The following is a 20,117-nucleotide window of genomic DNA, read 5'->3' on the forward strand; positions in this document are numbered from 1 at the left end:
CAACATTCAGAGTTGCGACGAATCTCATTGATCAACAGCTATCCACATTGAGCAAGCATCAAGATTCTGGAGCGCTATGTGCATTAGGTTAGAGGTATGGCTCTGGCAGAAACTTATCGAACCCCACTTACCGGACTTCACTTCGGACAGTCTCTGATTGAGCGCCCACTGACCGAAAAGCAAGACCCGATGCTTTTGCCTGGCCTATTTAAGCAGCGCAGCACCAAGGTGCTGCTGATCAGTGGTGGTGGCGCGGCAACTATCGGCTCTGATCTCTTCTTTCTCAACGGCACGGACTACCTCGCAAAAGACTCCGAGCGCCAGGTGTACCTGGGGCGTGCATCAGGCACGGAATACGTTCTGGCTCTCGTTGATGCCGAGGACTATGCCTCCAGCGGCATCGAGCGCTGGACGACGCTACGTGAAGGCTTCAACCTGCTCAATGAACTGCATGCAGAACTCTTCGTTGAAGCGCAGGCGATCGCCAATTGGATCCGTTCAGAGAAATTCTGCCCACGCTGCGGTTCACCCGTTAGGGCTGCCACCTTCGGGTGGGGCCAGCGTTGCGTGAACAATGACCACGAGCTTTTTCCACGTACCGACCCGGCAATCATTGCCTCGGTGATCGACAGCCAAGATCGATTGCTGCTCGGATACAACGCCACCTTCAAGCACCGGATGTACTCGGTGCTTGCAGGATTCGTCGAAGCAGGGGAGTCCCTAGAGTCTGCTGTGCGCCGCGAGATCTTTGAAGAATCCGGTGTGCGTATTGGAGAGGTCGCCTACCGCGGTTCCCAGCCCTGGCCAATGCCGCGATCGCTGATGCTCGGTTTCGCTGCTGAAGCCTTGAGCGAAGAGCTGGTTCCGGATGGTGCAGAAATCATGGACCTTCGCTGGTTCACACGAGCCGAACTGCGTGAAGCTCTGGAATCAGGAACAATAGATATACCGCGCGGAGTCTCGATAGCCCACGCATTGATCCGTACCTGGTACGGCGAACCCCTTCCGGAGGCCCTGAGCAAGTGACCGAATACGACAATCCGCCAGCAGACAATTTGCTGGCGGGACTGGATGCTGAACAGCGGCAAGCAGCTGAAACCCTCAGCGGTCCACTGTGTATTCTGGCGGGCGCAGGAACCGGCAAGACCAGAGCAATTACCCACCGGATCGCCCACGGCGTGCATACTGGCATCTACAACCCGACCAGTGTTCTCGCGCTGACTTTCACCACGCGTGCAGCTGCGGAGATGCGTACCCGCTTGCGTCAGCTCGGCGCACCCGGCGTGCAGACGCGTACCTTCCACGCAGCTGCCTTGCGCCAGCTGCAGTACTTCTGGCCGCAGGCCGTTGGCGGTACCCTGCCGAACTTGGTAGAACACAAGGCCCCGCTCATTGCGGAGGCGGCGCGTCGCCTGCGCATTTCCAGCGACCGCGCCATGGTCCGTGATCTGGCTGCGGAAATCGAATGGGCCAAGGTCTCCATGCATACCCCGGAAAGCTACGCCAAGATTGCGTCTTCCCGAGAACTGCCCAACGGTCTCGAAGCAGTGAGCATGGCCCGCATCTTCCAAACCTACGAAGAGCTCAAAGATGACCGCGGAGTTATCGACTTTGAAGACGTACTGCTGCTGACCATTGCAATTCTTGAAGACAATGAAAAAGTCGCAGCCAGTGTACGCCAGCAGTACCGCCACTTCGTCGTCGACGAGTACCAGGACGTTTCGCCGTTGCAGCAACGGCTCCTGGATCTCTGGCTTGGCCAGCGCAACGAACTGTGCGTGGTGGGCGATGCCTCCCAGACCATCTATTCTTTCACCGGTGCACGCCCAGACTTCTTGCTGAACTTCGGCACACGGTTTCCGGAAGCAAAGGTCGTGAAGCTGGTACGCGATTACCGCTCCACTCCTGAAGTCGTGAACCTGGCGAATAAGGTGCTTGCTAATCGGCGCATTGAATCCCAAGTCCCTGACCGTAACGTGACCTGGCCCGAACCACTGGAACTCATCGCGCAACGCGATCACGGTCCGGCCCCTGAATTCTTTGAAGCGACGGATGACGAAAATGAAGCCGAGGAAGTCGCCCAGCGCATCAAGCAGCTGCTCAAAAACGGCCAGGACATCTCCGAGATTGCCATCTTGTACCGCACTAACGGGCAGTCCCAGGCTTTTGAGCAAGCACTGACGGCGTATTCCATCCCCTACGTAATGCGTGGTGCCGAGCGGTTCTTCTCCCGTCGCGAAGTCAAGGAAGGGATGCTGGCCTTGCGGGCCGGCTTGAGCGTCGCCGCAGATACTCCGGTTGCGCAGATGGTGCGCGATGTGCTCTCCTCGCACGGCTACTCGGCGAATGCCCCAAGCGGCGGCACTGGTGCGGTGCGCCAGCGTTGGGAATCGATGTCGGCACTGGTTCGCCTGGCCGACGAAGTCGTTGCGCTTAAAAAAGAACAAGACATTGATGCCACATTGCACGATGTGGTCAAGGAATTGGAAGACCGCGCAGCGATCCAGCACGCGCCAACTCTGGATGGCGTCACCTTGGCATCATTCCACGCAGCCAAGGGGCTGGAATGGGATGCTGTATTCCTGGTTGGATTGAACGAAGGCCTGGTCCCGATCTCCTATGCCAAGGACCAAGCGGGCTTCGATGAAGAACGGCGGCTGCTGTACGTGGGTATTACCCGCGCACGGAAGCACCTGTACCTGTCCTGGTCGCTGGCAAGGACCCCGGGCGGACGCGCGCACCGATACCCATCACGATTCCTCGATGGAATTAAATCGGTACGCCAAGCCAGCAGCAGGCAGCAGACCACCTACCGCAAACGCGAACAGAAAATCACGCCCGCAGTTTGCATGACCTGTGGATCCTTCTTGACCAGTGCAAAAGAGCGAAAGCTCAAACGTTGCGCCTCGTGCCCTGCTGCCTATGATGAAGCGTTGTTTGAGACTTTGCGTGAATGGCGATCGGAGGTTGCCCAATCCAACGCGGTCCCGGCATTCGTCATATTCACCGATGCAACCCTCATGTCCATCGCGGAGCACCAGCCGGATTCAATCCAGGGATTGTCGAAGATTCCCGGGGTGGGACGTAGCAAGCTTGAACGATATGGCGAGGCGGTGCTTGCGGTCGTTGACGAGCGCCGCGCATAGGGTTCTCCACAAGTTGGCGAATTGGTCCGAAGCTGTTCAGGCTAGGACGTAGCTTAGAGATCACGTAGTGAGCGGACAGGAAGGTCCCCGGCCGCTGCCATAGATGAGGAAAGAGGCGCAATGCAATGCCAGCTTTTCCAAACACCGTCGACTTCGTCGCGCCGGATGAGATTCCAGTGCGGGTTCTCCGCTCGGCCAAGCGCAAGAAGACCATTTCCTCCCAGTGGCGCGATAACCGGCTGATTATCCAAGTCCCTGCAGCGCTGGACGAAAAAACGGAACGCGCTTTCGTTGATGAGATGATCTCGAAGTATCGCAAGGGACGCCAAGCGCGTACCGCGGGTCATACCGATGATGCGCTGGAGCGCCGAGCGGCATCTCTTGACCAGCAGTACTTCGCCGGCGAAGCCGCGCCGCAATCCGTGCGTTGGGTAGCCAACCAAAATAAGCGTTGGGGTTCGGCTTCATATCGGCAGCGCAGCATCCGCTTATCGGTCACGTTGCAGCATATGCCCAGCTGGGTGCAGGACTATGTTCTAGTCCACGAGCTTGCGCATCTGGTGGTCCCGCGGGCCGGCCACGGACCTAGGTTCCAGGCTTTGCTGAACCGGTTCGAACGCCGAGCGCAGGCGGATATTTTCTTGGAGGCATTCCACGCAGGCTACAACGCTCACGCCAAGGAATTGGGCCGGGCCCAGGATGAACTTTCGGGTTTCGGCCATGACGAGGAACAGTAGCTCAATGCACGAAGGAGGGATGTGCACTCGTGCACATCCCTCCTTCGAGGTTTCGATCTAATCAGTTCTTCGGATCCTCTGGATTCCCTGAACCGTCATCGCCTTCGGCTTCGGGTTCAGCGTTGTCGAAGCCGCCGTCCAGAAGCTTACCCAGTGCTGCGTCAAAGTCGTCGAACTCGGTCGCGGCAACTTCACGGCGATGCGTGAAGCCCTTGGGATCGGTGAGGTCTTCCGCGGTAGGCATCAGATCTGGGTGATCCCATACGGCATCACGGCCCTCGATTCCACGTTCGTCGTACAAGTGCTCCCACAGGGCAGCCGCTTCGCGCAGCTTGCGTGGGCGCAATTCAAGGCCAACCAGAGATGCGAAGGCAGTCTCAGCTGGGCCACCCGAAGCTCGGCGGCGACGCATCGTCTCGCGCAGGTGACCAGCAAATGGAAGGTTCTGGGCGGCCAAGGAGACCACATGATCAACCCAGCCCTCGATCAATGCCAACGTCAGTTCTAGGTTTTCTAGAGCCTTCTCCTGAGCGGGGGTGCGCTGCGGGGTGAACAATCCTTCACCCAGCATCGACTGCAGCGCTTCAGGGTTGGACGGATCGATACCGCGTACTGCTTCTTCAATGCGCGACATGTCGATATGGATGCCCCGAGCATAGGATTCCACGGCACCAATCAACTTGGAGCTTAGCCAAGGGACCCGGTTGAACAATCGTGCGTGTGCGTTCTCCCGCAGAATCACATACAGCAGGACTTCCTGCTCTGGGATTTCAAGGCCATCGCCGAACTTGCTGACGTTGGCCGCGATAATGCCTGGAGTGGTTCCTGCCAAAGGCAGGCCGATATCGGTGCCGCCAAGCACATCGGTTGCCAAGCCGCCCAGTGCAGTGCCCAGCTGCATGCCGAACATGCTGGCTCCGAGATTGCGGAACATGCCATCGGAATTGCCGAGCATGCCCTTCATCTCTTCGGGGATCTGATCCTTCATCGCGGTGGTGATTGCGTTAGCTACCGACTCGGCAACAGGCTCGGTGACCTGCTTCCAGGTGGCCAGGGTCTTGTCATACCATCGTTTACGAGTCCATGCCTCGGTCGAGCGGCCGTTCGACTCGAACACCGTAGCGTTGTTCAGCCACAGTTCAGAAAGGTTTGACGCATCGCTGATGGCGTTGTTGCGCGCGTCCGATACCGCCGGATCATCGCTGGCATATGCCTGCAAAGCGGTGTCGGATGCAAGCTTCCAGTTCACCGGACCGGAAGACGCGTTATTGCTCATCATCGCGGACATCATGGCCTGGGCCTGCTGCATCATTTTCTGCATCGCAGCCGGATCGCCTTGAGCACCAAGGGCATCACGAAGCTGCGGCGGGAGGTCATTCGGGTCGAATCCGCCACCGAAGAGCTGACCAAACATTGCAGAAAATGGGTCCTGCGGATTGTTTTCGTCGTCATCGCCGTTAGGGCGGTTATTCGGGGGGTTCTGTGCCATGCCTTTAAAACTACCGCGAGTAGCTGATAGTTCCCATGAATCTGGGCTTCAGTTCGCTTTCGGCACATCGAATACGCCTTGATGCTGATGCTTTTAAACCCAGGGCTTCAGTAGGCTAAGGGTGGGGATGTCTGCAAGGACGGATCCGCGTATTTTTTGACAGTTGGCGGGAGCAGGATCAGTGCACGTACAGGAACCACAAGACTCGACTTTGGAGCCAGGCGATTCCAGCCGCACTCCGCGAGGTTCCAAAACCATGAAACGCACCAGCTCCGGCGTCGTTGCGCTCCTCCTGATCGGCGTCATGATGTTTCTCCCGACGAATTTCATGATCCGGTCGCCTGGCCCAGTGTTTAACACTCTTGGCGAGGACAACGGGCACGATGTGGTCTCCATCAAGGGAGCCCAGTCATACCCTTCGGAGAGCGTCTTGGATCTGTTGACCATTTACGTCCAGGGTGGCGGGCAGAACCGAATCACCATACCTGTCGTACTTGAAGCATTGGTCAATTCGGCCAAGGATCTAGTTCCTGAAGAAACCATCATTTCTCGTGGTGTCTCTTCGGAAGAGAAGAATGAACAAAATGATTTCATGATGACTTCATCGCAGGACTTGGCTGTGGCAGCGGCTTTGGCCGAGCTGGATCAGGGCTTTACCGAGTGGCTTACGGTCGCTGAGTTCTCCACCGGCACGAATGAAAAAGTGCTTGAGCCCAAGGATCGCCTTCTGAAATTCGAAGGAGAGCAGATCACTTCGCTGGAACAGCTGAAGGAAGAACTGAATTCCCGCGGTGCAGAACCAGCAATCTTGACCGTTGGCAGACCGGATAAGCATGGCGTCTACAGCGACGTAGATGTCACTGTGAACACCAAGGAAGCCGAGAATGGCGAACGCCAGTTGGGTGTCTTCCTGGGCAACGAATACGAGTTCCCTATCGATGTGAGCTTCGGGTTGGAAAATGTTGGCGGTCCCAGCGCCGGCATGATGTTTGCCTTGGCGATCATTGACCGCCTGACGGAAGGCTCATTGGCGGGAGACCACCACATCGCAGGTACCGGTGAGATTTCAGCCGATGGCAAGGTCGGTCCAATCGGTGGAATCGCCCAGAAGATGGTGGCGGCGAAGAATGCCGGAGCAACCGTCTTCTTGGCCCCAGCCGACAACTGCGCTGAAGCCATAGGGCGTATTCCTGCCGGACTGGATGTCATCAAGGTTGCAACCCTGTCAGAAGCTCGCCAGGCATTGGAGAAGATCGCCGCAGGTGAAGACCCGGCGACTTTCACGACATGCGAATAGATTTAGCCGGGCATCAAGGGAAGAATGTGATGCAAGGAAACCAGTCTCGTACACAACGCCCGTACAAGAATTAGGTACACGAGTTCTCTTGTTGGGAACAACGGGAAGAACCCAAAGTAAGGAATAGATAGTGTCTTTCGGATCGGATAGTCCGTTCGGGGGTCCGCCGCGGCCCCAAGAACCACAACGACCTTCCAACCCTTCGGGCAAGAAAGCCTCGCCGCTGACCCTGACCATCTTCGCGGTGGTCATTCTCGTCGCAGTCTTCGTTTTCTTGTCGAATTTCTACGCTGATATCCTCTGGTTCAACCAGCTGGGTTTCTCCGAGGTCTACTGGACTGAGCGGATCTCCAAATTAGTGATCTTCCTGATCGCTTTGGTGCTGATGGCGGTTCCAATGTGGTTCTCGATGCGCAGTGCCTACAAGCACCGCCCTGTCTATGCGCCAAACTCGACCCGACCTGATTCCATGTCGCGCTACCAGGCCCAGCTGGAACCAGTCCGCCGATTCCTGATGGTTGGCATTCCATTGGTGATCGGCATTTTCGCTGCCGTTGCCGTGGCCGGACAGTGGCAGACCATCTTGCTGTTCTTCAACCAGGTCGGTTTCGGTAGCACTGACCCCCAGTTCAACATGGATCTGGGCTTCTTCGTTTTCTCCCTTCCATTCATCGCACTGGTCAACGGCTTCCTGATCTCGGTCGTGCTGCTCAGCGGCGTGGCTGGTCTGCTGACCCACTACCTCTACGGCGGAATCCGCGTTGAAGAGCGTGGCGGCATAACCGTTGGCAAGGCCGCTCGGGTGCACACCGCAGTTGTTGTCGGAGTCTTCTTGATCTTCCAGGCTGTGAACTTCTGGATCGGCCAGTACGAGACCCTCACCGACCAGTCCGGCCGTGTCGCCGGTGCACTGTACAAGGATGTCCACGCTGTCATCCCTGCACAGATGATTCTGGCCATTGTGGCAGTCCTTATCGCCATCACCTTCGTGATTGCGGCAATCAACGGTCGCTGGCGTTTGCCATTGATCGGCACCGCCATGCTGGTAGCAACGATGATCGTTGCCAGCGGCGTCTACCCGTTCCTGATCCAGCAGTACAAGGTGGTCCCTTCCCAAAGGGCGTTGGAGAGCGACTATATTGAGCGCAACATCGAAATGACGCGCTTGGCTTTCGGTCTCGACGATGTCGAAGTTACTGACTACGATGCGAAGATCTCGACTGAGAAGAATGCGCTGGCCGAGGAAACCTCAACCACCGCGAATATCCGCCTGCTGGATCCAAACCTGGTTTCGGCTGCTTTCGCGCAGCTGCAGCAGTTCCGCGGCTACTACACCTTCGCCGAGACCCTTAACGTCGACCGTTACGAGATCGACGGCAAGGTGGAAGATACCGTTATTGCCGCCCGTGAAGTGAACGTGGACCCAACCGACACGTGGGTGAACCAGCACATCAACTACACCCATGGCTACGGCCTGGTGGCTGCCTACGGTAACCGCGTGGCTGCCGGTGGTCGTCCGGACTTCATGCTCGGTGGCATCCCGACCTCCGGTGATTTGATTACCGACGAGGATTACGAGCCGCGGATCTACTTCGGTGAGAATTCTCCGTCCTACTCCATTGTCGGCGGGCCGGATGAGGGATGGACCGACCAGGAACTTGACCGTCCAGGTACCGGTGGCGAGAACCAAGACACCCGCTATACCTTCCAGGGCGATGGCGGTCCGAACGTTGGCAACATGTTCAACCGCTTGGTCTACGCACTGAAGTTCGCCTCCACTGACCTCTTGCTCTCACAGAACGTCAATAGCGAATCGCAGATCCTCTACGATCGTGATCCTCGCGATCGCGTGAGCAAGGTTGCTCCGTACCTGACGCTGGATTCCCAGGCGTACCCTGCCATCATTGATGGCCGCGTGCAGTGGATCATCGATGGCTACACCACCTCCAACGACTTCCCGTATTCGCAGCAGCAGCAATTGGACTCGGCAGTGACCGACTCGCTGACTAATGCGCAGGACCTGTCTTTGACCGGCCGCGTGAACTACCTGCGCAACTCGGTGAAGGCCACCGTCGACGCCTATGACGGAACGGTCAAGCTTTACGCCTGGGACACCGAAGACCCGATCCTGCAGTCCTGGCAGAAGGTCTTCCCTACGGCATTGAACCCGTTGGATGACATGTCGGCTGAGTTGATGGAGCACGTACGTTACCCTGAGGACATGTTCAAGGTGCAGCGCGAAGTGCTAACCACCTACCACGTGGACAACCCGGACGCGTTCTACGAGTCCAACGACGCGTGGGCTGTGCCGGATGATCCGACCTCATCCGCCGCTGGCGTGAAGCAGCCGCCATACTTCATGTCCTTGAAGATGCCGACCCAGGATGAAGCGTCGTTCTCGCTGACCTCGACGTTTATCCCTGCTGCCGCGGCCAACGGCCAGCAGCGCAACGTGCTCTTCGGCTTCCTTTCGGCCAACGCCGATGCCGGCTCCGAACCTGGGGCGAAGGCCGAAGACTACGGCAAGCTGCGCCTGCTCGAGCTGCCACGAGATACTGCGGTTCCTGGCCCAGGCCAAGCACAGCAGAACTTCGATACCAACACACGCGTGACCACTGAATTGAACCTGCTGCGTCAGGGTGCTTCGGAGGTCAAGAACGGCAACCTGCTGTCGCTGCCAGTTGGCGGCGGTATCCTCTACGTTCAGCCGGTCTACGTTCAGTCCTCGGGACAGACCAGCTACCCGACCTTGCGTAAGGTCCTGGTTTCCTTCGGCGACAAGGTTGGCTTCGCCGATACCTTGGCTGAAGCACTGGATGAGGTCTTCGGCGGTGAGTCCGGTGCAGTGACTGGTGAGACCGAAGGCGTTACGCCAGAGGATGATCCAAAGGGCGAGAAGGAACCAACCAAGACTGATACCCAGAAGCTCTCCGAAGCTCTGGCTGATGCGAATGAAGCCATCAAGAATGGCCAGGAAGCGCTGGCCAAGAGTGACTTCGGAGCCTACGGCGAATCGCAGAAGCAGTTGGAGGATGCCTTGACCCGCGCGATGGACGCAGATGCGGCCATCAACGGCACCGAGGTTGACGGGGATGTGAAACTGGACGACGGACAAAATCAGGACGCAGCCCAATCGCCAGCACCCCAGGACGGTGCTGAAGGCTAAGCACTAGCATCAGCTGACCGATTTGCTTTCACTCCGCGATGATGCAAGAATTGTCTAGTCATCGCGGGGTGGAGCAGTTCGGTAGCTCGCCGGGCTCATAACCCGGAGGTCGCAAGTTCAAATCTTGCCCCCGCCACGAATGGCAAAATGGAGATCCTAACGGATCTCCATTTTGCGTTAATCTGCAAGTTGCCCGTTGCCGGATCAGTACCCGTGAATTGATGCGGGAACTGCCGTCAACCCATGTACGGGAAGGGGGCGGTCGCCGGCATATGTGTAAGTTGGGGCCGAAGGCTGACGCAGTTCCAGGCCTACCGCAGGGCCCCGGGCGCTGGAAGGCCCGAGAATCTTCCCCTGAGCGGGCTAGGGTGATCGCAGCAGACTCTCAGGCACCTTGTGGCGACGGGCTACCCGCCGGAGTGTGCAATCATGCGGCGGAAGACCCCTGGGGTCTTTGAAACCCGGGTAACGCCGGGCCGAGGCATCTGGATATAACCAAAGGATAATTCGGATCAGGTCGGACATTTAGGCGTAGTGCGATTAAGGACACTCTTTTCGATTCGCTATTGAGTTCACCAGTTGGTAATGTTGTATTTACCGACGCGGGGTGGAGCAGTTCGGTAGCTCGCCGGGCTCATAACCCGGAGGTCAGAGGTTCAAATCCTCTCCCCGCCACGAAAGTGGAAACGGAGATCCGGAAGGGTCTCCGTTTTTGGTTTAACCGGACTTCTCAGGCCTGCGCCAATGGGCGACCGTGGCGTTTATTTTGGGCTATAGGCAATAAAGTGTGTCTGACCCGGGCGTGTTCCCGGGCCAGACAACCTTAAAACCCTGCTCTAGTAGATATTCCTCATCCACTCACTGCGAATGAATTGCCCATCCTCAGTGCTGGCGCCAGTGCCATAAAGCTCCGGGCCGATTGGTGCTTCATCAACTATGTGCTGCGCCTTCTTCTTCGCTTCGGGAGTGTAATGCTCCGGGCGCAACAGTGTCCGCAAGGCCGGGTGGTTCCCGTCATCCGCATGCGTCCAGCAGAACCACTCGCACGCCCGCCGGCGATGCTCAATGGGCATCCCTCGGTGATAGAAAATCATGGCCCGGATGCCGGAGTTCACCGCACCTTCAATCATGTTCGTCGTCGCGTTGATCCCCAAGCCGTTCAGATCTGTATCCAGGTAGGTGAACAGGTGCCCGCGTCGCAGGGCGTTATTCATGGACTCGTAGGCGCTGCGTAGCCGATCGTGGGTGTACCACCACTTGCGGTTGCGTCGCAGGCCCCGCGGCCAGGCACCGGACCAGTCAGCAGCGTAGGTGCGTTCATTGATCAGCTCGTGGTTTTCGGCATGCCACGCAGCGAAGGCGGCAATCCATTCTGCTGCGGCTTCCTGCGTCCGGATTTTCGTGAGTTTCAGGCTCAATCGACGTAATGACTTCCCTGCAGGCAAACGCGGATTCAGGGTCAGGTAGGTGCGCACGTTGCGCTGGATATGCACCAAGCAGCGTTGAATTTTCACGTTCGGCCAGAACTCTTTGAGCGCTTTCATCAGGCCTGATCCGCCGTCGGTCACCACGACTTTCGGTCCGGGGAAATGCTGCAGCAACACGGTCCAGGCCTCGGCTTTTTCGCGGTCGCACCACTGCCATCCGATGACACGTCCGTGAGCGATGGCGATCAGCAGGCACCAGCCTTGGCGCAGATAGATGCCGTCGACTTGGATCTCGTCGAAGACTTCGCCGGTGTGATGCAGGTAGGGGTGCACGTTCCAGCACCAAGCGGTCTGATGCCGGAAGGTGCGGCCGGTTCCGCCGCCGAATTCGGCTTGGGAATGTTTGCTCATCAGCCAGGTGACGAAGCCGGTGAGTTGGTTGCGGGCGGTGGTGTCTTCGCGTTTGAAAACGGTGCTGGCATTGTAGGTGATGCAGCGCCAGCGCTGGGTTCCTTTGGAGGTGGTTCCGTTTTTCTTCAGTCGGGAATGACAGATAATACAAGTATGGGATTGTCCAGTAAGCTTCACACTTATGGATTCAATACCCATGTGAACCTTGATCCTGCCCCGGCTGTCCGGGGCAGGATCAGGTTTTCAGACACACTTTATTGCCTATAGCCCTTTATTTTTATTCAAGCTCGCCGGATGGGTCTGAAAAGCTTTCCCTTCATCCGGGGGAGAGCCTGTGCAGAGTTGGGCGGTTGCCCCCGCTTCGCGAGCCGGGGGTGTCCTGGTGATGCAATGCACTATCCCAGGATTGGCCAAGTCATTCACTGATTGGTAATGTTGTATTTACCGACGCGGGGTGGAGCAGTTCGGTAGCTCGCCGGGCTCATAACCCGGAGGTCAGAGGTTCAAATCCTCTCCCCGCCACGAAAGTGGAAACGGAGATCCGGAAGGGTCTCCGTTTTTGGTTTAATTGGATTTCTCAGGACGGCGCCAACGGGTGAGCGTGGCCAAGCGCCAGTAGGCACATGATCGACTTCCCGATGGGGGAGCAACTAATATGTCCGCATTCACTGGGCCGAGGCGGACAGGCAGCGGACCCATGGCGTTGATTTTGTTTCGAGCCCGCCGGATGGTCCTGAAAAGCTTTCGCTTGACCCTGTGGAGATGCCGTGGGGAGTGGGGCGATTTCCCCGCTTCATGAGCCAGGGGTCTCTTGGTGACGCAATGCACTATCCCAGGATTGGCCAAGTCATTCACTGATTGGTAATGTTGTATTTACCGACGCGGGGTGGAGCAGTTCGGTAGCTCGCCGGGCTCATAACCCGGAGGTCAGAGGTTCAAATCCTCTCCCCGCCACGAAAGTGGAAGCGGAGATCCGGAAGGGTCTCCGCTTTTGGTTTAAGCATTAAAGAAGTTGGCTGGCAATGCTTTCGCACTGCCAGCCAATTGACACAGTTCAGAGAGCAGAAAGTTTAGCTCTCCAAAGCATCGGTTTGTTTGGCCTTCAGAGCGGCCAGACGGGCTTCCACCTCGGTCTGCTCACCCAGATCTTCCAGAGACTCGAACTGGGAGTCCAGGCTTGATGCCTGCAATTCTGCAGCACCGCGAACGCGGGCTTCTTCGCGACGAACCTTTTCTTCGAAGCGACCAATTTCGCTGGACGGATCCATGATGTTCACGGACTTGATGGCTTCATTGACCTGGTTTTGAGCGTGTGCCGACTTGGAACGGGCGACCAGCTCGTCGCGCTTGCTTGCCAGTTCGGTACGCTTTTCCTTCATCATGTTCAAGCCGCTTTTGAGCTTGTCCACGATCTCGCGTTGCGAAGCGATCGTCGGCTCGGCGGTCTTCATCTCGGACTCGGCCTGCATCTGGCGCTGGATGGCGACCTTAGCCAAGTTGTCGAACTTCGAGGCATCATCGGCATTGCCTGCAACACGGAACTCTTCTGCCTTGTTGGATGCTGCCAGAGCCTTGTTGCCCCACTCGGAAGCTGCCTGCTCGTCTTCGCGGAAGTCGTCTTCCAGCATGCGCAAGTTGCCGATGGTCTGGGCAATCGCCTGCTCTGCTTCAGCAATATTGTCGTTGTAGTCGCGCACCATCTGATCCATCATTTTCTGGGGATCTTCAGCTGAGTCGAGCATTGCATTGATATTGGCCTTGGCCAACTGGGAAATGCGTCCGAAGATTGACTGCTTGATCATGGTTGGACCTTTCTGTCCGTCAAGAAAACACTATGAACTTGAAACCTTCTGGTGAAACTGGTCCGGCAAGCTAGAAGTTGCCGCCTCCTCCGCCTCCGAAGTCACCTCCTCCAAAGCCGCCTCCGCCGCCGCCGAAGCCACCGAAACCGCCCCCGCCAAAGAAACCTCCACCGTCGCCGCCATCGGAATGACCGCCATGGCCTCCGCCGCCGAGGATGGTATTGATCAGGATGCCTCCGAGCATCGCGCCACCGATGCCATCAAACATCCCGCCCCCGCGGCCACGGCCGTAGTTCCCGTAACCGCGCGAGTCGCCGAAGCCGTCGAATCCGCTGACGTCGCTTTCGGCCATCTGCGCAGCTTGGTCAGCTAGCTGAATGGCACGCTGTGCGGAACCTACAGCACGCAGCGGATCGCTGCCAGAAAGCGAGCGCGCCTCATCGAAGGTGCGCTGCGCCTCAGCAAGGCGGGTTCGAGCTGAAGAGCGGACGCCGCCGCGACGGGCACGGATGTAATCGTCGGTACCGCTGATGCGCGACGCTGCGGTGTGCAGCAACGAATCCAGTTGTGCACGGGCTGATTGTTCCTGCTGAGCCTGGTTACGCGTACTTGAAAGAGCTTCTGAAAGCGGGCGAACGGACTCATCGAGCTGGGTGATCAAAGCCAGCGGGTTGTATTTGCCGCTGCTCAGTGCTTGCTTGGTATTCGCCAGAGTGCTTTCGACACCGGCCGCGGCGCTGGAAAGGCGGGGATTTGCTCCGTTGCCAACGAAGGCGTTCGCTTGAGCCAGGTCGCGTTCGGCCAGCGCGATTGCGGACTTCAAGTCTTGCTGGGCCTGCCCCAAGGCTTCGCCAGCCTTGTTGATGGCCTTGAGCAGCACATCGGCCTGGTCGTGGGCTTCTTCCGCATTCTGGATCAAGATCGCGGCATTGGATCGGTCAGTGGCCAGTTTCTCTGATGCCTGCTTCAAGGCGGAAGAAGCAAAGGTCAGGCGCTCGGCGGCCTGGTCGGCGTTGTCCTTGATCTGCGATACTGCGCTGGCGTCATATTGGCCGGCAAGGCGTTCCAAGTCTGCCACGCGGGCCGACAGCCTCTGGTTGAGCGGTTCCTGGTTCGCCGATACCTCAGTAATGCGATCCTCGGCATTCTGCTCCAGCTGGCGCAATTGCTTGAACTCGTCAGCATGGGCCTGCAGGGAACTGTTGACCTTCTTGCAACGGTCGATGATTTCATTCAACCATGAACGCTGATCTTGCTCGGTATCGGGGATATCGTCATCCAACTGCTGCTGCAGGCGGAAAGATTCAGTCAGGTGGTTCTTGGCTTGTTCAATATCCTCCACATAGACCTGGACAGCCTGCTTGCCGTATTGTGCTTCGGCGAAGCCCAATTCTTGCTGCGAAGAACGGATCGAGTCATCTGCAGCCACCAGCAATTGGTCTGCCTGCAAACGGAGCTTGTCCAGGGGGACCAGTTGCTGCTGCGGAGCAGGGGCGCCGTACTGTCCTGGGTGTTGGCCTTGGCTCTGGCCGAGTTGCGCGGTCTTCTTCTTGCTGCGCCGTGAAAGGAAAAGGAACCCAACCACAGCAACGGCACCAATGGCCAGTACGACGGTTAGGAAACCACCGCCAGAGGATGAACCATCTGGGCTGCCTCCACCTTCAACGCTGCGCATGCCAGCGATGGCCCCCTCGACTGCACCGGCCCAGTTTTTCTCACTGAGTGCCGGGCTGATTTGGCTGCTGTAGATTTCAGTATCGGCTTTGGCAATCGGACCGCCTTCGGCGCCAGCAAAATATGCTTGGCGGGTCTCGGTTGCCACCACCAGGATGGAGTCAGCGCTGCCCAAACCCTTTTGGTTGGCAACTTCGGCGGCCCATTGATCTGCCTGGTCTGGGTTGGAGAACTCGTCGACGAATATCGCAAACAGGTTTAGTCCGGTATTGCTGCGAAGTTCCTTAATTTCGGATTCCAAACGCGTTTCGTCGGAGCCGAGCACGCCTGAAGAATCGACGACGAAGTCGCCAGGTGGAATCGTTACAGGCGATTCAGCCATCGCAGGTGCCGATAAGCCGAAAGAGGCTACCGTTGCCAATATTGCTCCAGCAATCAGCCGTCGAGCTTTCATACGCATGTCTTGTTCCCCACCTGAAATGCATCAGTCAATCTAAAATCGGGAGAATCCCGATCTGGTGATCCCCGAGATTGGGTTCACACTTATGATTGATTCTATTTGCCCTAATGAACAACGTCTACGACATTCAGCTGGCAGAATAGTTAACTCACAGCCGGTGCTCAGACACCACAATTCGATGCCACAGACCAGAGTTGGATAATAGAACTCAAGAGATTCGACAGTTCGAAAGAGGCAAGCCATGAGCCAGACACCGAATGAGCCACGTGGGAACGATGCGGGCGATTCAGCAGAGCCAATTAACGACACCAATAACGACCCAATTGCTTCGGCCGAACCTACGGTGCGCTACCCGCGAGTGAATCAGGCTCCAAGCGCCAGCGAGAATCCAACCAGCGTTTACCCCGCGCCGTCCGTTGACAGAACGCAGAACGCGGCCCACTCCCACGGACAGCATTCCGACGCCCAGCAAGTCCAGAACGGCTCTCCCTACGGTTCCCCTTACGGCCCTCCGTCCAACGAGCCTGCGAATTACCCGATCCCGCCCGAGAAGCCTTCCAAGGACAAGAAGTCCTTCTCTGGCAGCACGCTCATCGCCGGAATGATTGCCGCGGCCTTGGTAGGTGGCGTCACTGCCGCTGGCACGACCTACCTGATGAATGACGACGCGGGGTCTTCCTCGGTGAGCAGTTCGCCGCGTGAGGGCGTGGTGATCAACAACCCGGACAAGGTCACCGAAGTCACCGCCGCTGCCGCCAAGGCAAGCCCAAGCGTGGTGACCATCGAGGTTTCCGGCAACGGTTCTGGCGGTTCCGGATCGGGCATCGTCATGGACGACAAGGGCAATATTCTGACCAACACCCACGTGGTTACCCTGGGTGGCGAAGTTGCCAATCCCAAAATTTCGGTCCAGATGAACGACGGTTCGGTGCATAGTGCCACCGTGGTAGGCACAGATCCTCTATCGGACCTGGCAGTCATCAATATCCCGGCCGACGGCCTGGTGCCTGCCGCCGTGGGTTCCTCGGCCGAGCTGAATGTCGGGGATACCGCTGTCGCCATCGGCGCACCGCTGGGTCTAAGCGGCACCGTCACCGACGGCATCATTTCCACCTTGAACCGCACCATCTCCATCGCTTCTTCGGCCGTTCCGAAGGAAAGCGACCAGAGCGAGGGCGGGGATGGCAACCAATTCAACTTCCAATTCCCGGGACAGGAACAAGAGCAGCAGCGTTCAAGCGGTTCGATCTACGTAAACGTCATCCAGACTGACGCGGCGATCAACCACGGCAATTCCGGCGGCGCATTGGTCAACGCCAATGGTGAAATCATTGGTGTCAACGTTGCTATTGCCTCGGCAGGCAACAGTGAAGAAGGCGGATCGATTGGCGTTGGCTTCGCGATCCCTATCGACTACGCAAAGCGTGTTGCCCAGGAACTGATCGATAACGGCGTGGCTACCCACGGTCTGCTCGGAGCCACGGTGACCCCGCAGGGCGCAGCTGGATCGAACCAGCAGAACGCTTCGGCGTTCTCGGTGGGTGCCCGCGTTGTTGAAATTAGCCCTGACTCGGCAGCTGATAAGGCCGGTCTGAAGTCCGGTGACGTGATCACCGGCGTCAACGGCCGTGCAGTCCAGGACTCGCAGACCGTGACCGCGGCCATCCGCGAGATTCCAGCCGGGGGAGAAGTGGAAATCAGCTACCTTCGCAATGGCAAGGAACAGACCGCAACAGCAACTGTCGGAGCGCTGTCAAATAACTAAACAAATCGTCATGATGACGCTGTGAAACAAGTAACGCGGGCTGGTGATCGACTAGCCCGCGTCACTTGTTGATCTGAGAGCGATAAACACCCAGTGAACTGCATTGTGTCGATACGATAGACACTGAAGGAATTAGCCTGCCCCGGTGCCCCGCACCGGTGCGGGCATCGAAGCTCGTAGGAAGGCGCGAATGAGCGAGGAAAGCACCACTCCACTGAAAATAGTGGTCCTGGTCAAACACGTCCCAGATGTTCAATTTGACCGTCATATCGATTCGGGAACGCTGCGCCTTGACCGTGCAGAATCAGTACTCTCCGAACTTGACGAATACGCCGTGGAAGCTGCTGTTTCCATCGTGGAAGCCAACGGCGGATTCGCCGCCGGGCATGAAGTCATCGCCGCGACCATGGGCGGCAAGGGATCGGGCAACTCCGTCAAGAAGGCCCTGCAGATGGGTGCCAGCTCAGGGCTGCATCTGAACGATGACGCCTTGGCCGGTTCCGACACCATCGCCACGTCGAAAGCGCTTGCGGCGCTGGTTGAGCATGCCGGCAACGTGGACCTGGTTATTACCGGGATGTCCTCGACCGACGCTGAAACCTCGGTTGTTCCAGCCCAGCTCGCAGAACGGCTGGGCTTTGCGCAGCTGACTCACGCGCTGGCCGTTGAGTTCGATGCCGCACAGCGTGAACTGGCCATTAAGCGCGATCACCTGGACCGCACTTTGACCCTGAAGGCGAACCTGCCGGCAGTGCTCTCGGTCACCGACCAGGCCAACGAGCCGCGCTACCCGAATTTCAAGGCAATCATGGCTGCCAAGAAGAAGACTGTCACCGAGCTGGACCTGGCCGCTATCGGCCTGGATGCAGCCGCGGTCGGCGCCCTCGGCTCGAACACCGAAGTTATCGCAGCTGAAGCCCGCCCTGCGCGCCAAGCCGGAACGGTCATCAACGACAGCGGCCAGGCAGGTATCGCCTTGGTTGATTTCTTGGCCGAACAGAAGCTGATCTAAGGAATATTGAACATGCCTTCAGCACTAGTATTTTTCACTGAGCTTTCCGCGGCTCCCTCCAAAGGCCAGCGCGAACTGCTGACCCTGGTCTCTGGTTTCGAGAACCCGGCCGTGGCCGTTGCCAACCAAGTCAGCGACGAAGCCCAGCAGGTTCTCGCTTCCTATGGCGTGGTGAAGCTATTCACCGCTTCCGGCGATGCCCCAGTTTTCGGCCAGCACGAAATTTCCGTGCTTGACGCAGCCGTGCAGGCTACTGCCGCCAAATTGGTCTTGCTTGCTAATGACAATTTCAGCCGTGAGCTCGGTGCCCGTTTGGCTGTGCGCCGCAACGGTGCGATTATCACCGACGTCATTGGCATCAGCGGGGATCTTGTAGCTACCAAGGATGAACTGGCAGGAAGCTACAGCGTTCAGGCCAGGGCAACCAACGGCACCCTGTTTGCCACCTTGAAGCCGAACAGCATCGAAGACGCGCCAGCGGCCTCCAGCACCGCCTTGGCAGTTGAGGAATTGGCTTTGGAGAACTCCAACGATGCCAAGGTCCGGATTGCTGCGGCGGAGGCGAAAGGCGCAAGTGATCGACCTGCCCTGACCGAAGCGCGCGTCGTGGTTGCTGGTGGTCGTGGTGTCAACGGAGACTTTGGCCCGGTTGAAGACCTTGCCGATGCCCTGGGAGCTGCCGTGGGCGCTTCTCGTGCAGCTACCGATGCCGGCTGGATCTCGCACGATGCGCAGATCGGCCAGACCGGTGCCACCGTCGCACCGCAGCTGTACATCTCTGCCGGCATCTCGGGAGCGATACAGCAGAAGGCCGGAATGCAGACCAGCAAGTTCATCATCGCGATCAACAAGGATGTCGACGCCCCGGTGTTCGAGATCGCAGACCTGGGTATCGTTGGTGACCTGGCCAAGGTCCTGCCGCAGGCCGCCGAAGAGATTCGACGTCGCAAGGCATGATCGATACAGCGCAATTCATTGGTGCAGGCGCCCAACGGGTCCTGGCCTTCGGCGCCCATCCCGATGATCTGGACTTTGGGGCAGCCGGGACGGTAGCGGCCCTGACCGCGGCGGGGGCAGAGGTTCAGTATTGCATCATGACTGACGGCGACGCCGGCGGTTTTGATGACCGGGATCCTGAGGAAACGGCTAAGCTGCGCCACGAAGAGCAGAAACAGGCCGCCGCCAAGGTGGGTGTGAAAACGGTCCACTTCCTTGGCGAACGCGATGGCTTCCTGGAAGCCAACCACGATGTCATGCGCAAGGTGGTCCGGCTGATGCGCCAGGTGAAGCCAACCATCGTGATTGCAATGCACCCGGAGCGCAAGTGGGATCGGATACAGGCCTCGCACCCAGACCATCTGGCCTGCGGTGAAGCGGTCACCCGTGCGATCTACCCGGCGGTGGAGAATCCGTTCTCCTACCCGGAGCTGCTGCATGGCGAAGGACTGGAAGCCTACAAGGTGCCTTGGCTCTGGTTGTGCGGGGCTCCGCAGGAACGCGAGAACGCCTATGTGGACATCACCGAATTCTTCGAGAAGAAGATGGACGCCTTGCGTTCGCACTTCACCCAGCACCCGGATGTTGCCGCCATGGAAAACTACGTTTTGCAGCAGTGCGAGGAAAACGCCGAGCGTGGCCAGCTGGGAAAGGGCAAGCTTGCCGAAGCATTCCACGCAGTTGCCGTGAACGCCCGCGACACGATAGCCGGGTTCTGAGTATCCAGGCAAAGCA

General features: G+C 58.1%; 13 protein-coding genes and 4 tRNA genes. 13 read left to right on the forward strand and 4 right to left on the reverse strand.

Annotated elements, in window-relative coordinates:
* Positions 1-189: 189 nt before the first annotated feature.
* From nudC to AC1Z36_RS09165, 3 genes are all read left to right on the forward strand, one after another.
* Positions 190-1,026: an NAD(+) diphosphatase gene (gene nudC / locus AC1Z36_RS09155; protein WP_286134575.1), complete on the forward strand. Its 837-nt coding sequence runs from the start codon at positions 190-192 to the stop codon at positions 1,024-1,026.
* Positions 1,023-3,146: an ATP-dependent DNA helicase UvrD2 gene (locus AC1Z36_RS09160; RefSeq protein ID WP_105661506.1), complete on the forward strand. Its 2,124-nt coding sequence runs from the start codon at positions 1,023-1,025 to the stop codon at positions 3,144-3,146. Before nudC ends, AC1Z36_RS09160 begins: the two co-directional genes overlap by 4 nt.
* 125 nt (positions 3,147-3,271) lie before the next feature.
* A complete protein-coding gene (locus AC1Z36_RS09165; protein WP_105661505.1) occupies positions 3,272-3,883 on the forward strand; it encodes a M48 family metallopeptidase in 612 nt (203 codons plus the stop codon).
* Between the two features lie 61 nt (positions 3,884-3,944).
* Here AC1Z36_RS09165 and AC1Z36_RS09170 read toward each other — a convergent pair whose 3' ends face one another.
* Positions 3,945-5,372: a zinc-dependent metalloprotease gene (locus AC1Z36_RS09170; RefSeq protein ID WP_105661504.1), complete on the reverse strand. Its 1,428-nt coding sequence runs from the start codon at positions 5,370-5,372 to the stop codon at positions 3,945-3,947.
* Positions 5,373-5,721: 349 nt separating this feature from the next.
* Between AC1Z36_RS09170 and AC1Z36_RS09175 the strand changes: the two genes are divergently transcribed.
* The 4 genes from AC1Z36_RS09175 (at position 5,722) to AC1Z36_RS09190 (ending at position 10,510) form a co-directional block, all read left to right on the forward strand.
* Positions 5,722-6,669: a YlbL family protein gene (locus AC1Z36_RS09175; RefSeq protein ID WP_181149012.1), complete on the forward strand. Its 948-nt coding sequence runs from the start codon at positions 5,722-5,724 to the stop codon at positions 6,667-6,669.
* A gap of 130 nt (positions 6,670-6,799) precedes the next feature.
* Entirely contained in the window at positions 6,800-9,835 is a 3,036-nt protein-coding gene (locus AC1Z36_RS09180; protein WP_105657496.1) for a UPF0182 family membrane protein, read from the forward strand.
* Positions 9,836-9,897: 62 nt separating this feature from the next.
* Positions 9,898-9,971 (forward strand) — tRNA-Met (locus AC1Z36_RS09185).
* 465 nt (positions 9,972-10,436) lie between these two features.
* Positions 10,437-10,510: transfer RNA gene (locus tag AC1Z36_RS09190), tRNA-Met, on the forward strand.
* A gap of 161 nt (positions 10,511-10,671) precedes the next feature.
* Here the strand turns inward: AC1Z36_RS09190 and AC1Z36_RS09195 are convergent.
* Positions 10,672-11,871, reverse strand: a complete 1,200-nt coding sequence (locus AC1Z36_RS09195) for an IS1249 family transposase (RefSeq protein WP_483561192.1) — start codon at positions 11,869-11,871, stop codon at positions 10,672-10,674.
* Positions 11,872-12,121: 250 nt separating this feature from the next.
* Between AC1Z36_RS09195 and AC1Z36_RS09200 the strand changes: the two genes are divergently transcribed.
* Both AC1Z36_RS09200 and AC1Z36_RS09205 read left to right on the forward strand, forming a co-directional pair.
* Positions 12,122-12,195, forward strand: a tRNA-Met gene (locus AC1Z36_RS09200).
* Between the two features lie 358 nt (positions 12,196-12,553).
* Positions 12,554-12,627, forward strand: a tRNA-Met gene (locus AC1Z36_RS09205).
* A 116-nt stretch (positions 12,628-12,743) separates the two neighbouring features.
* Here the strand turns inward: AC1Z36_RS09205 and AC1Z36_RS09210 are convergent.
* Both AC1Z36_RS09210 and AC1Z36_RS09215 read right to left on the reverse strand, forming a co-directional pair.
* Positions 12,744-13,475, reverse strand: a complete 732-nt coding sequence (locus tag AC1Z36_RS09210; RefSeq protein ID WP_105656844.1) for a PspA/IM30 family protein — start codon at positions 13,473-13,475, stop codon at positions 12,744-12,746.
* Between the two features lie 70 nt (positions 13,476-13,545).
* Positions 13,546-15,531, reverse strand: coding sequence for a TPM domain-containing protein (locus AC1Z36_RS09215; RefSeq protein WP_181148806.1), 1,986 nt, complete (start codon positions 15,529-15,531; stop codon positions 13,546-13,548).
* 319 nt (positions 15,532-15,850) lie between these two features.
* On the opposite strand from AC1Z36_RS09215, the gene AC1Z36_RS09220 reads away from it, so the two are divergent.
* The 4 genes from AC1Z36_RS09220 to AC1Z36_RS09235 all read left to right on the forward strand — a co-directional run bounded on the left by AC1Z36_RS09220 (position 15,851) and on the right by AC1Z36_RS09235 (position 20,101).
* Positions 15,851-17,374 carry a S1C family serine protease gene (locus tag AC1Z36_RS09220; RefSeq protein ID WP_402734763.1) on the forward strand — a complete coding sequence of 508 codons (1,524 nt, stop codon included), beginning with the start codon at positions 15,851-15,853 and terminating at the stop codon, positions 17,372-17,374.
* Between the two features lie 190 nt (positions 17,375-17,564).
* On the forward strand, positions 17,565-18,386 hold the full coding sequence (locus AC1Z36_RS09225; RefSeq protein ID WP_181149011.1) for an electron transfer flavoprotein subunit beta/FixA family protein: 822 nt from the start codon (positions 17,565-17,567) through the stop codon (positions 18,384-18,386).
* A gap of 12 nt (positions 18,387-18,398) precedes the next feature.
* Positions 18,399-19,343 (forward strand): electron transfer flavoprotein subunit alpha/FixB family protein, encoded by a 945-nt coding sequence (locus tag AC1Z36_RS09230; RefSeq protein ID WP_105661500.1) that lies wholly within the window; start codon positions 18,399-18,401, stop codon positions 19,341-19,343.
* Positions 19,340-20,101 carry a PIG-L deacetylase family protein gene (locus tag AC1Z36_RS09235; RefSeq protein ID WP_105661499.1) on the forward strand — a complete coding sequence of 254 codons (762 nt, stop codon included), beginning with the start codon at positions 19,340-19,342 and terminating at the stop codon, positions 20,099-20,101. The genes AC1Z36_RS09230 and AC1Z36_RS09235 overlap by 4 nt, the downstream gene beginning before the upstream one ends.
* Positions 20,102-20,117 lie beyond the last annotated feature (16 nt).

The organism is Glutamicibacter sp. BS14, assembly GCF_056934375.1.